Origin of the sequence: Kutzneria buriramensis (assembly GCF_003387475.1) — a bacterium.
In the GTDB taxonomy this organism is placed as follows: Bacteria; Actinomycetota; Actinomycetes; order Mycobacteriales; family Pseudonocardiaceae; genus Kutzneria; species Kutzneria buriramensis.
The window spans coordinates 73,592-87,158 of sequence record NZ_QUNO01000004.1; the positions used below are offsets into that span (position 1 = coordinate 73,592).

At 69.5% G+C, this 13,567-nt stretch carries 14 protein-coding genes; 10 read left to right on the forward strand and 4 right to left on the reverse strand.

Translation table 11 applies throughout. The features are described 5' to 3' along the window. Positions 1–2 precede the first annotated feature (2 nt). The gene (locus tag BCF44_RS12280) at positions 3–1,964 is read left to right on the forward strand and encodes a transglycosylase domain-containing protein (protein WP_147328472.1); all 1,962 of its coding nucleotides are present in this window, start codon (positions 3–5) and stop codon (positions 1,962–1,964) included. A 96-nt stretch (positions 1,965–2,060) separates the two neighbouring features. After that, on the forward strand, positions 2,061–3,638 hold the full coding sequence (locus BCF44_RS12285; protein ID WP_246014981.1) for a glycosyltransferase family 87 protein: 1,578 nt from the start codon (positions 2,061–2,063) through the stop codon (positions 3,636–3,638). Here the strand turns inward: BCF44_RS12285 and BCF44_RS12290 are convergent. Beyond that, complete coding sequence (locus BCF44_RS12290; RefSeq protein WP_116174384.1) at positions 3,608–4,081, reverse strand: hypothetical protein; 474 nt, start codon at positions 4,079–4,081, stop codon at positions 3,608–3,610. The two genes, BCF44_RS12285 and BCF44_RS12290, sit on opposite strands and share 31 nt — an antisense overlap. Positions 4,082–4,160: 79 nt before the next feature. On the opposite strand from BCF44_RS12290, the gene BCF44_RS12295 reads away from it, so the two are divergent. Then, positions 4,161–4,430 carry a type II toxin-antitoxin system Phd/YefM family antitoxin gene (locus tag BCF44_RS12295; RefSeq protein ID WP_211353006.1) on the forward strand — a complete coding sequence of 90 codons (270 nt, stop codon included), beginning with the start codon at positions 4,161–4,163 and terminating at the stop codon, positions 4,428–4,430. Beyond that, complete coding sequence (locus tag BCF44_RS12300; protein ID WP_116174386.1) at positions 4,427–4,861, forward strand: type II toxin-antitoxin system VapC family toxin; 435 nt, start codon at positions 4,427–4,429, stop codon at positions 4,859–4,861. Before BCF44_RS12295 ends, BCF44_RS12300 begins: the two co-directional genes overlap by 4 nt. A 21-nt stretch (positions 4,862–4,882) precedes the next feature. Here the strand turns inward: BCF44_RS12300 and BCF44_RS12305 are convergent, their stop codons facing one another. After that, positions 4,883–6,082: an SGNH/GDSL hydrolase family protein gene (locus BCF44_RS12305; protein WP_116174387.1), complete on the reverse strand. Its 1,200-nt coding sequence runs from the start codon at positions 6,080–6,082 to the stop codon at positions 4,883–4,885. A 108-nt stretch (positions 6,083–6,190) separates the two neighbouring features. Then, a complete protein-coding gene (locus tag BCF44_RS12310) occupies positions 6,191–6,961 on the reverse strand; it encodes a deoxyribonuclease IV (protein WP_116174388.1) in 771 nt (256 codons plus the stop codon). 119 nt (positions 6,962–7,080) lie between these two features. On the opposite strand from BCF44_RS12310, the gene BCF44_RS56575 reads away from it, so the two are divergent. The 6 genes from BCF44_RS56575 (at position 7,081) to dnaB (ending at position 12,792) form a co-directional block, all read left to right on the forward strand. Beyond that, entirely contained in the window at positions 7,081–8,106 is a 1,026-nt protein-coding gene (locus BCF44_RS56575; RefSeq protein WP_211353007.1) for a hypothetical protein, read from the forward strand. 115 nt (positions 8,107–8,221) lie between these two features. Continuing rightward, positions 8,222–8,518, forward strand: coding sequence for a 30S ribosomal protein S6 (rpsF, locus tag BCF44_RS12330; protein ID WP_116174880.1), 297 nt, complete (start codon positions 8,222–8,224; stop codon positions 8,516–8,518). A gap of 4 nt (positions 8,519–8,522) precedes the next feature. Continuing rightward, entirely contained in the window at positions 8,523–9,014 is a 492-nt protein-coding gene (locus tag BCF44_RS12335; protein ID WP_116174392.1) for a single-stranded DNA-binding protein, read from the forward strand. A gap of 50 nt (positions 9,015–9,064) precedes the next feature. Beyond that, a complete protein-coding gene (gene rpsR / locus BCF44_RS12340) occupies positions 9,065–9,307 on the forward strand; it encodes a 30S ribosomal protein S18 (RefSeq protein WP_116174393.1) in 243 nt (80 codons plus the stop codon). Between the two features lie 16 nt (positions 9,308–9,323). Next, on the forward strand, positions 9,324–9,779 hold the full coding sequence (rplI, locus tag BCF44_RS12345) for a 50S ribosomal protein L9 (protein WP_116174394.1): 456 nt from the start codon (positions 9,324–9,326) through the stop codon (positions 9,777–9,779). A gap of 406 nt (positions 9,780–10,185) precedes the next feature. After that, the gene (gene dnaB, locus BCF44_RS12350; RefSeq protein ID WP_379801146.1) at positions 10,186–12,792 is read left to right on the forward strand and encodes a replicative DNA helicase; all 2,607 of its coding nucleotides are present in this window, start codon (positions 10,186–10,188) and stop codon (positions 12,790–12,792) included. Between the two features lie 20 nt (positions 12,793–12,812). Here the strand turns inward: dnaB and BCF44_RS12355 are convergent, their stop codons facing one another. Further along, positions 12,813–13,379 (reverse strand): dihydrofolate reductase family protein, encoded by a 567-nt coding sequence (locus tag BCF44_RS12355; RefSeq protein ID WP_116174395.1) that lies wholly within the window; start codon positions 13,377–13,379, stop codon positions 12,813–12,815. Positions 13,380–13,567: the final 188 nt, after the last annotated feature.

Consider the following 13,567-nt stretch of genomic DNA (forward strand, 5'->3'; position numbering starts at 1 on the left):
ATGTGGCGGAGGAGCAGCTAGAGGACAAGCGGGACAACAGAAAACGGGTTTGGCGGCGGGTCCGGCGCACGTGCTACGTGCTGGTGTCCGCCGCCTTTCTCGTGCCCGTGATCGGGTTCGTGATCACCTACCTGACGGTCGACGTGCCCGATCCGGACACGCTCGCGGCGCGGGAGACGCAGACGGTCTCGCTGTACTACTCCGACGGCAGCAAAATGGTGGACATCGCCCCCGGCGGCACCCGGTCGAAGGTCACGTACGCGCAGATCCCCGACCTGGTCAAGCACGCGGTGTTCGCCGCCGAGGACGCCACCTTCGAGGAGAACGCCGGCTTCGACGTGAAGTCGATCGTGCGGGCGTTGTGGATCCAGCTCTCCGGCGGGCACAGCGGCGGCTCCGGCATCACCCAGCAGTACGTCAAGGCGGCCACTGGTGACGACGCCCCCACGCTGGGCCGCAAGTGGGAAGAACTGGTGACGGCGTTCAAGATGAACAACGAGAAGTCCAAGGAGGACATCTTCACGGCGTACGCGAACACCGTCTACATCGGACGCGGCGCGTACGGGATCGCCGCCGGCGCGCAGGCCTACTTCGGCAAGAACCTCAATCAGCTCAACGCTTCCGAGGCGGCGCAGCTGGCCGGCATGATCCAGGGGCCGAGCAAGAGCGAGGACGGCGCGTACCGGTCGCGGCGCTGGACGAACGTGATGACACAGATGGTGGACAAGGGCTGGCTGTCGGCGGGCGACCGGGCCCGCTTCACCGCGCCGCCGGGGCTGATCGCCCTGGACAAGGCGCGGCCGACGACGCTGACCGGCACCCGGGAGGCGATCGAGGACCAGGTGCTTGACGAGCTCAGTCAGCAGCCGTTCGGCATCAGCGAGGACCAGGCCGAGCGGCAGGGCGTGAAGATCTACACGACCATCGACCCCAAGGCTCAGGATGCCGCCGAGCAGGCCGTCGCCGGTGTGATGAACGGTCAGCCGCGGGCGCTTCAGCAGGCGCTGGTGGCCGTGAATCCCAAGACCGGCGGCGTCACCGCCTACTGGGGCAACGCCGGACCCGGCACCACCGACAACGCGCAGACCCTCCAGCAGCCGGGGACCGCGTTCGAGCCGTTCGACCTCGTCGCCGCGCTGCAACAAGGCATCGGCCCGAGTTCGGTGTTCCCGTCGACCTCGCCGCAGACGTTCGACAACCGGCAGATCGCCAACGCCACCGACCACTATCCGTGCCAGCCGAAGTGCACCCTCGCGCAGGCGCTCCAGTACTCGATCAGCACCGAGTTCGCGAACCTCGTCTACAACCGGGTCAGCACCAGGTCGGTCGCCGACGCCGCGCACCAGGCCGGCATTCCCGGCGAGGTCGACGGGACCAAGCTGCTCGTCGGGGAGAACGGCGGCAACCCGGACATCAACATCGCCACCGGCGGCGGCTCCACCCAGGTGCGGCCGCTCGACATGGCCGCCGCCTACGCCACCCTCGCCGCCGACGGCCAGCGCCGTGCGCCGCACTTCATCAGCAAGATCACCTTCTCCGGCGGGGCCGCCATCAGCCGTCCGGATGACGCCGCCGCCGCGTTCGGTTCCACCAGCCAGCAGATCGCCGACCAGGTCACCGCCACCATGACCGACGGCGCGCAGCAGAACGGGCTCGGGCTGGCCGGGCCGTGGCCGACCGCCGTGAAGACGGGTGCCATGCCGTTCGCCGGCGCCGACAACGCCAAGGCCTGGACCGTCGGCTACACCCGCTCGGTCGCCGCCGCGGTGTGGGTCGGCTCCGACCGGTACGACGCCATCCACGACAAGGACGGCAACCCCGTCGCCGGCAACGGCCTGCCCGGCAAGATCTGGCAGGCCTTCATGAACGGCTACCTCAAGGCGGTGAACGCGCCGGTCGAGCAGTTCCCGGCTCCTCCGGGATCCGCCGTGCTGACCACGCCCACGTCAGGCCCGACCAGGTGATGCCGCGGAGGGACACAACCGACAATCGGCCCGATCGAACGCGCCGCGACCTGCCGCTGACCCAGCGCACACGTCGGTGCCCGTAGCATGCGCCGGGTGTCAGGTGAACCGGAGGGGAACCAGTCCGAGCAGCCGACCGGCACCTCCCTGCTGGAGGACACCGAGTCGCTGGGCCCGGACGAGCGTGTCGCGCCCACCTGGACGGAGCCGCTGGTCCGGTCGCTGAGCCGGCCGTTCGGCGGGCCGCTCGGCCGGCACGCGTCGGTGGGCCGGCAGTGGTTCTGGACGTCGGCGCGGGTGATCCTGCTGCTGGCGGTGGTGGTGCTGGCGCTGGGCTGGCTCCAGAAGTCGCCGTGCATCCAGACGTACAAGGACGACAAGGGCGTCCTCCAGCTGGACTGGAGCGGCAACCGGCAGTACGTGGCGATGTGCTATTCGGACATCGTGCCGCTGTACACGGCCGAGCGCCTCGACCAGCCGGGCACGTTCCCGTACAAAACGTCGTGGATCGACGGGCAGGGCACGCCGAGCGCGCACATCCGGTACATGGAGTACCCGGTGCTGACGGGCGTGTTCCAGTGGTTCAACGCCAAGCTGGCGCAGGGCTACATCTCCATCGCCAGCAGCGGGATCCTGCCGTTCACCATGACGGTGGTCGCCTACTTCGACTTCATCGCCTTCTTCCTGGCCCTGGCCTGGCTGGTGGTGGTGTGGTCGGTGATGCGAATAGCCGGCCGGCGGATGTGGGACGCGGCGCTGGTGGCTGTGTCGCCGCTGGTCATCGTGCAGGCGTTCACCAACTTCGACACGATCGCGGTCGCGTTCGCCACCGCGGGCTTGCTGGCCTGGGCGAAGAAGAAGCCGGTGCTGGCGGGCATCCTGCTCGGGCTCGGCGGCGCGGCGAAGCTGTATCCGCTGTTCCTGCTGGGACCGCTGCTGCTGCTCTGCTGGCGCGGCGGGCGGATGAAGGCCGGCTGGACCACCACGGCGTCGGCGCTGATCACGTGGGTCGCGGTGAACGCGCCGATCTACCTCCTGTACCGGCCCGGCTGGTGGGAGTTCTTCCGCCTGAACACCGAACGCGGCGTCGACCCCGACTCGCTCTACAACGTCGTCCAGTACTTCACGGGCTGGATGGGGTTCGACGGCGTCCTCGCGCAGAACCAGGTGCCGACGATCCTGAACACGGTCAGCGCGATCCTGTTCATCCTCTGCTGCATCGGCATCACCTGGGTGACGATGTCCGCGCCCACGCGGCCCCGGCTGGCACAGATCTGCCTGCTGGTGGTGGCGGCGTTCCTGCTGACCAACAAGGTGTGGAGCCCGCAGTACTCGCTGTGGCTGGTGCCGCTGGCCGTGCTGGCGATCCCGCGCTGGAAGCCGCTGCTCGCGTGGATGACGATCGACGCCCTGGTCTGGGTGCCGCGCATGTTCTTCTACCTGGGCACGGACAAGAAGGGTCTGCCCGCCGGGCCGTTCCTCACCTTCGTCTGCCTGCGCGACCTGGCCGTGATCGGCCTGTGCGTGCTGGTGATCCGCGAGATCTACCGGCCGGAACTGGACCTGGTGCGCCGGACCGGCGACGACGACCCGATGGGCGGCTTCCTGGACGGCGCCCCCGACAAGTTCACGTTCGGCCGGCGTCAGCGCTTGATGACGGCGTCGGTGAGCTGACCGGCGCCGACCGGGTCCAGCACCCGGTGCAGCGCAACGAGGAAGTTGTCGGTGCGCAGCCACCACGTGTACAGCAGCACCGTCGTGGCCAGGCCCGCGAGCAGCGGCGTCTGGTCGTTCACCACCACGCCGACGCCCAGGCCGACGATGATCGCTGCCTCGCCGGTGATCAGCCGGGCGAAGAACATCGACCGGGCCAGCTCCACCACCGCCTCGCGGTCCGGCCGCTTGGCCGGGGCCTTGCGCGGGTCCAGCACCTGCTGCACGACCATCGCGCCCACCACACCCACCACCGGCGCGATCAGCGCGTACGGCGTGAGCGTCACCGGCGCGCCCGGGAGCAGAACCACCAGGCCGAGTGCGACGAACAGCAGACACCCCAGGAACACGGGCTGGGCCAGCCGCCGGAACGCGCCGAACGCCGATGACTTCGGTTCGAACATGCCGCGATCCTCGCACCCGTCCACTGCGATGGACGCAGTCACCCATTCGTGGCTACATTTGGAACGCTAGAGTGGCCACGTGAGTGAGGACGTCATGGACATCGGAATTCGCGAACTGCGGGACGGACTGAGCCGGCACCTGGCCGAGGTCCGCAAGGGCCACACGCTGACCGTCACCGACCACGGCCGGCCGATCGCGATGATCGTGCCGGTCCAACAGCCGACCACACTGGAGCAGCTGATCGCCGAGGGACTCGTTCGCCCGGCACGGTCCACCAAGGGCGAGCTCCCGACGCCCGCCAAGGCGACCGGCTCGGTCAGCGAACTGGTGGCGGAGCAGCGAGGATGATCTGCTATTTCGACACTTCCGCGATCGTCCCGTTGCTTGTCGACGAGCCGGGCCGGGCAGCGGCCACGAGGCTGTGGCAGAAGGCCGATCGGCGAGTTGCCTCGCAGCTGATCTACGTCGAGGCCGCAGGCGCGTTGGCCAAGGCACGGCGAATGGGTCGGCTCGACGACCAGGAGCACGGCGTCGCCCTGGCCGCGCTGGACTCCGTGTACGACAACCTCTACATCACCGGGTTCTCCGAGGCACTGGTCCGCCGAGGTGCCGTACTCACGCACGAGTTCGGACTGCGGGGTTACGACGCCATGCACTGCGCCACTGCAGAACGCCTGGCCGTGCCGGAGTTCGTCTTCGCCTCGGGCGACAAGAAGCTGCTCTACGCGTGCGAACAACTCGGTATGACCACCGCCGACACGAACGCGGCGCTCGGCTGAACGAGCGCCGCGTCCGACCAGTCAGAGTGAGTTGGGGTCGACGGCGTAGGCCATGGCCTGGTAGCCGGCGTCGCCCGGGTGCAGGTGGTCGCCGCAGTCGTAGACGGGAAGCATGCGCTCCGGGTCGGACGGGTCGCGGACGACCTGGTCGAAGTCGACGACGGTGTCGTAGACGCCGCTGGTGCGGATCCACTGGTTGACGGCCTGGCGCACGGTCTCCAGCTGCGGGGTCCAGGTGTCGAAGCCCTTGAACGGCAGGATGGTGGACGCGATGGTGCGGATGCCGCGGGCGTGGGCCCGCTGGGCGATGTCCTGCAAGGCGCCCTCGATCTTGGTGGGGTCGAGCTGGTGCGGGCTCTGCTGGATGTCGTTGACGCCGAGCAGCACGATCATGCTGTGCACGTCCGTCCGGGACAGCACGTCCTCGTCGAGCCGCTTGACGGCGGCCTCGCCGGCGGGACCGCCGTCGAGCAGCAGCCGGTTGCCGCTGATGCCGGCGTCAATCACGCCGTAGCGCTGGCCGATCCGCTCGGACAGGTAGTTGGGCCAGCGGTGGTTGGCATCGGGTGTGGAGCCGTAGCCGTCGGTGATGGAGTCGCCGAACGCCACGACGGTGCCCTTGGCGTTGGGACTGAGCACGTCGATGCCGGTCACGTAGTGCCACACGTTGGTGGTCTGGGTGTAGGCGGTGCCCCAGGCGTCGCCGCTGTGATCGCCGTTGGGCGTGAAGAACGAGGTCTGCATGGCCAGCGGGTGATAGGTGACGGGTCCGGACGGGGTCGGCACGTAGGTCGTGACCAGCAGGTTCGAGTTGGACGGCACCCGCAGCGGCACGGCGTCGCTGACGATGTCGGCCCCGGCGGCGACAGTGGTGGACGTCTTGCCGTGAAAGGTCACGTTGACCAGCGACGCGGCGTCGGCGGTGCCGACGCGGGCCTGCACGCCGACGGTGACGTGACCGAACGTGACAGGCGCGGCGCCCCACCGGTTGCTGAGCCGGATCCGGGTCTGCGACCCGCCTACGGTGGTGTGCACGACGTTGCGGATCGAGTAGTTGGTGTACCCGCCGGGGGTGTTGTCGACGCCGCTGGCCGGCGCCGCCTCCCACGTCCCCACCCAGGTACTGCTGGCGCTGCTTAAAGTCCCCGCGGTCGCCAGTCCCGAGGTGACACCGAACGTGAGCATCGCGACCAGCGCGACTCGTCCGAATCGGGTTCGCATGGCAGCTCTCCCCTCCGCGGCGGCGGATCTCCACCATCACTCGGAGAGGAGGAACCAGCTATCGCCCACTGGGGTGGTGCTGATCACAACGGGGCGTGTTCGCCCCGGTCAGCCGCCGAGCTTGGCGCGCAGGAACTCGATGTCGGCGGCCTGCCCCTCGTCGGGCGTCTCCACCACGGCCGGCGCCTGCGCCGCGGCCAGCACGGCCACCAGCTGCTCCGGCTCGATCGTGCCGTCGGCGATGTTGGCGTGCCGGTCCCGGGCCGAGTTGAACTCGTCACGGGAGCTGTTCAGGTGCACGAGGTCGATACGGCCGGTGATGGCCTTGACCCGCTCCACGATGCCGACCAGGTCCTCGCCCGCGGCGAACGCGTGGCAGGTGTCCAGGCAGAAGCCCGCGCCGAATTCGCCGACCGCGTCCCACAGCCGGGCCAGCGCGTCGAACCGGCGGGCCATCGCGTTGTCGCCGCCGGCGGTGTTCTCGATCAGGATCGGCACGTCGAAGCCGCCGGTCTCGGCCTGCCGCTCGAACAGCTTGCGCCAGTTCTCGAAGCCGGCCTCGGCGTCCTCGCCCTTGGTCACGTGGCCGCCGTGCACGATCAGGCCCTGCGCGCCGACCTTCTTGGCCGCGGTGGCGTGCTGCTGGACCAGCTTGCGGGACGGGATCCGGATCCGGTTGTTGGTCGACGCCACGTTGATGATGTACGGCGAGTGCACGAACACCGTCAGGTCCCCGGCCAGCAGTTCCTCGGTCTGCGGGTGGGCCTTCGGGGCCTTCCAGCCCTGCGGGTCGGCCAGGAAGAACTGCACCACCTCGGCGCCGCGCTCCCTGGCGGCGCCGATCGGGTCGTCGTCGCGGACGTGGGCTCCGATGCGCATGACCGGCAGGGTAGTCCAAGATCGAACCTGAATTGGGTATGGCATCGCGTCACCAATTGCACGTACCGTCGTTCTCCACTACGTAAGTTACTGACGGGTTACGCGGTTGCGGGGTGGGCATGCGAGGGCGAATCGGCACGCTGACGACGGCAGCGACGCTCGTGCTCGCCACCAGTTCGCTCGGCCTGGCCGCGACGGCCGGCACCGCGGAGGCCGCGACGCCGATCGTCATCGGCAGCTGCGCCACCTCCATCCAGGGCGAGCCCGGCCAGCCGGTGTCGCTGAGCCCGAGCGCGGTCGTGCAGCCCATCACCACCGTGCTGAACTCCATCCCGCTGCTCGGCCCGCCGCTGGCCCAGCCGTTCCAGCAGGCGTTCACCGCGCTGCCGCCGATCCCGATCGGCGCGCTGCCCACCGGTAGCGGCTACATCAGCGGCGGCACCATCGCGACCCAGGTGGTCGCCCAGCTCAAGAACATCCCGCTGCTCGGCCCGGTGATCGGGCTGCTGGTCGGCGGCGTGCAGCAGGCGCTCACCGCCGGCTGCGGCGTCACCGTGCAGGGCGTGAATGCCGCCGCGGCGCCCGTCCAGGACGGCGCCAGCAAGGTCGCCGGCGCGATCAGCGGCGCCTCCGGCGGCGGTTCGACCGGCGGCGGTGGGACCACCGGTGGCGGGGGCACGACCGGCGGTGGCGGCGGTGCCACGGGCGGCGGCGGTTCGACCGGCGGTGGCGGGGCCACCGGCGGCTCGGGCGGTGGCGGCGGCGTGAACTTCCCCACGTCCGGCGGCCTGTCCAACACCGGCGTGCAGCTCTACCAGTTCAACGGCACGAACGCGTACGACTACGGTCGCGTGCCGCTGTTCTCGTACACCAACCTGCCGTTCGCGGTGCCCGGCGACTTCTCGCCGTCGCCCGGCGTGCTCTACGGCGGCAACGTGCCCGGCTACGCCCCCCAGATCGGCTCCCTCGGCGGCATCAGCCCGTCCAGCGACGGCGTGCAGACCGCCGGCCGCGCGCAGGCCCTGCCCGGCAGCGGCACCACCGCCGGCGTGGCCGCACCGGTGCTGATCGCCGTGCTCGCGCTGGCCGGCGTGACCGCCGCGCTGGTGCGCACCTGGGTGCTGCGCCGACTGGTCGCGCTCTGACGCGATTTCGGCCGACCGGCCCCCGGCTGTTACCCTCTTCGGGTTGCTGACGCAACAGGCCCTCCTGCCACGGAACGACCGTGGCCGCCAAGTCCACAGGAGGTGAGTGGTCTTCATGCGTCATTACGAAGTGATGGTCATCCTCGACCCCAGTCTCGACGAGCGCACCGTCGCCCCGACCCTGGACACCTTTCTCAACGTGATCCGCACGTCCGGCGGCAACGTGGAGAAGGTCGACGTCTGGGGCCGTCGCCGGCTCTCCTACGAGATCAAGAAGCAGCCGGAGGGCATCTACGCCCTGCTCGACGTGAACGCCGAGCCGGCCGCGGTCAAGGAGCTGGACCGCCAGCTGTCGCTCCAGGACACGGTGCTGCGCACCAAGGTCCTTCGTCGCGACGCCGCCAGGGGCTGATCCCATGGCGGGCGAGACGACGATCACCGTGGTCGGGAACCTGACCGCCGATCCCGAGCTCCGCTTCACGCCCTCCGGCGCCGCTGTCGCCAGCTTCACCGTCGCGGCCACGCCGCGCACGCTGGACCGGCAGACCGGCGAGTGGAAGGACGGCGACGCGCTGTTCATGCGCTGCAACATCTGGCGCCAGGCCGCCGAGAACGTCGCCGAGTCCCTCACCCGGGGCGCGCGCGTGATCGTGACCGGTCGGCTGCGCCAGCGGTCCTACGAGACCAAGGAAGGCGAGAAGCGCACCGTCGTGGAGCTCGAGGTCGACGAGGTCGGCCCGTCGCTGCGGTACGCCAACGCCAAGGTCAACAAGGTCCAGCGCGCAGGTGGCGGTGGCGGCGGTGGTGGGTTCGGCGGCAGCGGTGGCGGCAGCGCCCCGGTCGACGACCCGTGGGGCTCCGCGCCCCCGGCGAGCTCCGGCGGTTTCGCCGACGAGCCGCCGTTCTGATCGCGGCCCACACGACCTCATTCACGTAGAAGTTCTCCAGGAGAAGACCCATGGCGAAGCCGCCTGTGCGCAAGCCCAAGAAGAAGGTTTGCGTTTTCTGCAAGGACAAGAGCAGCGCGAACCTGATCGACTACAAGGACACCACGCTGCTGCGCAAGTACATCTCCGACCGCGGCAAGATCCGCGCGCGTCGGGTGACCGGCAACTGCTCGCAGCACCAGCGGGACATCGCCATCGCCGTGAAGAACTCGCGCGAGATGGCGCTGCTGCCCTACACCTCGACCGCTCGCTGACGAAGGGAGTGCACCGATGAAGCTCATCCTCACCACCGATGTCAGCGGTCTCGGCGGCCCCGGCGACCTGGTCGAGGTCAAGGACGGCTACGGCCGCAACTACCTGCTGCCCCGCGGCTTCGCGATCCTCGCGACCCGTGGCGCGCAGAAGCAGGTGGCGACCATCCGCCGCGCCCAGGAGACGCGCCGGGTGCGCGACCTGGACCACGCCAAGGAGATCAAGGCCGCGATCGACAACCTCGGCCCGATCACGCTGAACGCGAAGGCCGCGGCCAACGCCAAGAAGCTGTTCGGCTCGGTCACCTCCGCCGACATCGTCGCCGCCGTGAAGTCCGCGGGCGGCCCGGTGCTCGACAAGCGGTCCCTGGACACCGCCGGTCACATCAAGACCGCCGGCAAGCACACCGTGAACGTCCGGCTGCACCCGGACGTGACGGTCGCGCTGACCCTCCAGGTCGTGCCGACCGCCTGATTCACCCGAAAGCTCCGCCCGGGGACGCCCCGGGCGGAGCTTTCGCTCGTTTGCAGCAGCGCCGACACGAACGGCTGTGGACAGTCCCGGCGTGCCCGCCGGCCGCGACACGCCGAGGAACCGGTCGAACGCGACACGCCGTGTCGGCGTCGGGCAAGTTTTTCCACAACTTACCCACAGCCTCTGACCTGCGGTTCCGCGCATACCCCCGGCTGTTGTCCACAAGCTGTCCCCAGGCGTCCGGCGGCCTGTGCCCCACCCTCGCGGAGGCGTCCACAGGTTGTCCACAGCTGCGTGCACAGGCTGGTTTGCCTGCTCCGGACGGGGGACCTAGCGTGCACGCCCGGAACTGTCAGGGGTGCCGGGTACAAACGAGCACGACAACCTTCGACTTGGGGAGTTCGGCGTGGCGCTGGTCGACGACCGTGGCATGGGTGAGCCGGGATTCGAACGGCAGCCGCCACAGGACCTCGCCGCCGAGCAGTCGGTGCTCGGCGGCATGCTGCTGAGCAAGGACGCCATCGCCGACGTCGTCGAGGTGCTCAGCCCCAACGACTTCTACCGGCCCGCGCACCAGGCCGTGTACGACTGCGTGCTCGACCTCTACGGCCGGGGTGAGCCCGCCGACCCGATCACCGTGTCCGCCGAGCTGGAGCGGCGCGGCGAGCTGATGCGCGTCGGCGGCGCGCCATACCTGCACACCCTGATCGCCACCGTGCCCACCGCGGCCAACGCCAGCTACTACGCCGAGATCGTCGCCGAGAAGGCGGTGCTGCGCCGCCTGGTCGAGGCCGGCACCCGCGTCGTGCAGCTCGGCTACAACGGCGCCGACGGTGCCGACGTCGACGAGGTGGTGGACCGCGCGCAGGCCGCCATCTACGAGGTGACCGAGCGGCGCACGTCCGAGGACTACTCGGTGCTGGAGGACATGCTCCAGCCCACCATGGACGAGATCGACGCCATCGCCTCCCGCGGCGGCCAGTCGCTCGGCATCCCCACCGGCTTCGCCGACCTCGACGCCGTCACCAACGGCCTGCACCCCGGCCAGATGATCATCGTCGCGGCCCGGCCCGGCGTAGGTAAGGCGCTGGCACTGGACACGCTGCTGCCCACACCGTCCGGCTGGACCACCATGGGCGAGGTCCGGGTCGGCGACGAGCTGATCGACGCGACCGGTCGGCCGACCCGGGTGGTCGCGGCGACCGACGTGCTGCGCGGCCGGCCGTGCTACGAGGTCGAGTTCTCGGACGGCTCCGTCATCGTCGCGGACGCCCACCACCAATGGCTGACCGAGACGCGGGCATCCCGGCGGTCGGCCCAGCAGGAGGCGACCGGGCACAACAGGTACCGCAACCAGCGGACATTCGCCGAGGTTCGGACGACCGAAGAGATCGCCGCCACGCTGCGGTGTGACACCGCGGACGGCCGGTTGAAGCACTCGGTGACCAACACACAGCCGCTCAATCTGCCCGAGCGGGATCTGTTGCTGCCCCCGTACACGCTCGGCGTCTGGCTGGGGGACGGGCATTCGGCGTCGTCGCGGTTCACCACCGCCGACCCGGAGATCACCTGGCACATCGAGGCCGAGGGCATCGAGGTGATCCACCGTGACGACCTCCGCTACAGCCTTCGGCTGCCCGCCCGCGAGGGCATTCCCGCCCGACCCTGCGTCGTCTGCGGCGAGGTGTTCCAGCCCCAGACCAGTCAGGTCCGCACGTGTGGCCGTTCGTGCGGCGGCAAGGCACGGTTCGTCTCCGCCGCCGTGCCCGCACCGGTGTGTGTCGACTGCGGCGGCCCCTCCTGCGGTCTGGCCCAGTGCCAACAGTGCCGCAATCACCACGGCACCGTGCAGGCGATCCTCCGCACGCTCCGAGTGCTCGGCGACAAGCACATTCCCGCTGAATATCTGCGTGCTTCGGAGAATCAGCGCCGCGCATTGCTGGCCGGCCTGCTCGACACCGACGGCACGGTGACCGCGGGCGGCAGCGTCCAGTTCGCGGTGACCAACAAGCGGCTGGCCGACGATGTTCGCGAGCTCATTACGAGCCTGGGCTACCGCTGTTCGATGACTACCAAGCAGGTGCGCGGACGCACCGCCGAGTCCTCGATCGCGTACGTGATCACCTTCGGCACCGAGGACGAGGTCTTCCGCCTGGAGCGCAAGCGGTTGGTGCACAAGGACCGGCGGCGGGCCACGAGCACAGTCCGGACCGGATCGCGATACATCGTCGATGTACGGCCGGTGGCGAGCGTGCCGGTGCGGTGCGTGGAGGTGGACAACTCGGCGCACCTGTACCTGGCCGGGCGGTCGATGATCCCGACGCACAACTCGACCTTGGGATTGGATTTCGCACGGTCGTGCTCCATTCGGCACGGGCTGACCAGCTGCATCTTCTCGCTGGAAATGAGCAAGACGGAGATCGTCATGCGCATGCTCTCGGCGGAGGCGAAGATCCGGCTGGGGGACATGCGCGGTGGCCGGATGACCGACGACGACTGGACGCGGCTGGCCCGGCGGATGAGCGAGATCAGCGAGGCGCCGCTGTTCGTGGACGACTCGCCGAACCTGACGATGATGGAGATCCGGGCCAAGGCTCGACGGCTCAAGCAGCGCAACGACCTGCGGCTGATCGTGGTGGACTACCTCCAGCTGATGACCTCGGGCAAGCGGACCGAGTCCCGGCAGCAGGAAGTCTCCGAGTTCTCCCGGCACCTGAAGCTGATGGCCAAGGAGCTGGAGGTGCCGGTGATCGCGATCAGTCAGCTGAACCGTGGTCCCGAGCAGCGGACCGACAAGCGGCCGATGCTGTCCGACCTGCGTGAGTCCGGCTCGCTGGAGCAGGACGCGGACGCGGTGATCCTGATCAACCGGCCCGACGCGTGGGAGCGGGACGACCCCCGCGCCGGCGAGGCGGACCTGATCCTGGCCAAGCACCGTGCCGGCCCGACGGCGACGATCACGGTGGCCCACCAGCTGCACTACAGCCGTTTCGCGGACCTCGCCCAGGGCTGAGACCCTACAGGTGGTGCTGCTCAGCGCCTGGTCTCGTACCTGGCCAGGACCACGCCGCCGGGAAACGTCCGCGTCTCCACCAGGTTCAGGTTCACCCAGCTGTCCAGCGCGGTGAAGAACGGCGTGCCGCCGCCCACCAGGACCGGATGGGCGGCGATCGCGTACTCGTCGATCAGCCCGGCGCGCATGGCCGCCCCGGCGAGCGTCGCGCCGCCGATGTTCATCGGGCCGCCGTCCTCGGCCTTGAGCCGGGTGATCTCGGCGACCGCGTCGCCGGTGACCAGGCGGGTGTTCCAGTCGACCTTGTCGATCGTCGAGGAGAACACCACCTTCGGCGTGTCCCGCCAGTTCCGCGCGAACTCGATCTGCGCCGGGGTGGCATCGGGCTGCTGGTCGCCGGTCGGCCAGTAGGAGCTCATCGTCTCCCACAACCTGCGCCCATACAGCGACAGGTCACTCGCCTGCTCGTGGTCCAGCCACCACTGGAACAGCTCGTCGCTCGGCGGTCCGCTCCAGCCGATGTCGTCGCCGGCCGCGGCGATGTAGCCGTCCAGGCTCAGGTTCATGCCGTAGATCAGTTTCCGCATGGCGCAGCCTTCCGTCCGTGCGTGTCCGGCGTAGGGACCAGCGCGGCGCGGGAAACTCATCGGTGCGCGATCTGGCTCGCCGGCAGTCCTCGTGCTCGGGGCTCAGCGTGGTGTACTCGGCCGACTCGGACAAGCCACCTGATCTCGCCGGCACGAGCCTGCGTACGGTGCGGCCGGCTCCCTCACGG

Coding starts and splice junctions, on each gene's coding strand:
- BCF44_RS12290 (WP_116174384.1), bottom strand. CDS start 4,081: ATGTTCGAACCGAAGTCATCGGCGTTCGGCGCGTTCCGGCGGCTGGCC.
- BCF44_RS12300 (WP_116174386.1), top strand. CDS start 4,427: ATGATCTGCTATTTCGACACTTCCGCGATCGTCCCGTTGCTTGTCGAC.
- BCF44_RS12305 (WP_116174387.1), bottom strand. CDS start 6,082: ATGCGAACCCGATTCGGACGAGTCGCGCTGGTCGCGATGCTCACGTTC.
- BCF44_RS12310 (WP_116174388.1), bottom strand. CDS start 6,961: ATGCGCATCGGAGCCCACGTCCGCGACGACGACCCGATCGGCGCCGCC.
- BCF44_RS56575 (WP_211353007.1), top strand. CDS start 7,081: ATGCGAGGGCGAATCGGCACGCTGACGACGGCAGCGACGCTCGTGCTC.
- rpsF (WP_116174880.1), top strand. CDS start 8,222: ATGCGTCATTACGAAGTGATGGTCATCCTCGACCCCAGTCTCGACGAG.
- BCF44_RS12335 (WP_116174392.1), top strand. CDS start 8,523: ATGGCGGGCGAGACGACGATCACCGTGGTCGGGAACCTGACCGCCGAT.
- rpsR (WP_116174393.1), top strand. CDS start 9,065: ATGGCGAAGCCGCCTGTGCGCAAGCCCAAGAAGAAGGTTTGCGTTTTC.
- rplI (WP_116174394.1), top strand. CDS start 9,324: ATGAAGCTCATCCTCACCACCGATGTCAGCGGTCTCGGCGGCCCCGGC.
- BCF44_RS12355 (WP_116174395.1), bottom strand. CDS start 13,379: ATGCGGAAACTGATCTACGGCATGAACCTGAGCCTGGACGGCTACATC.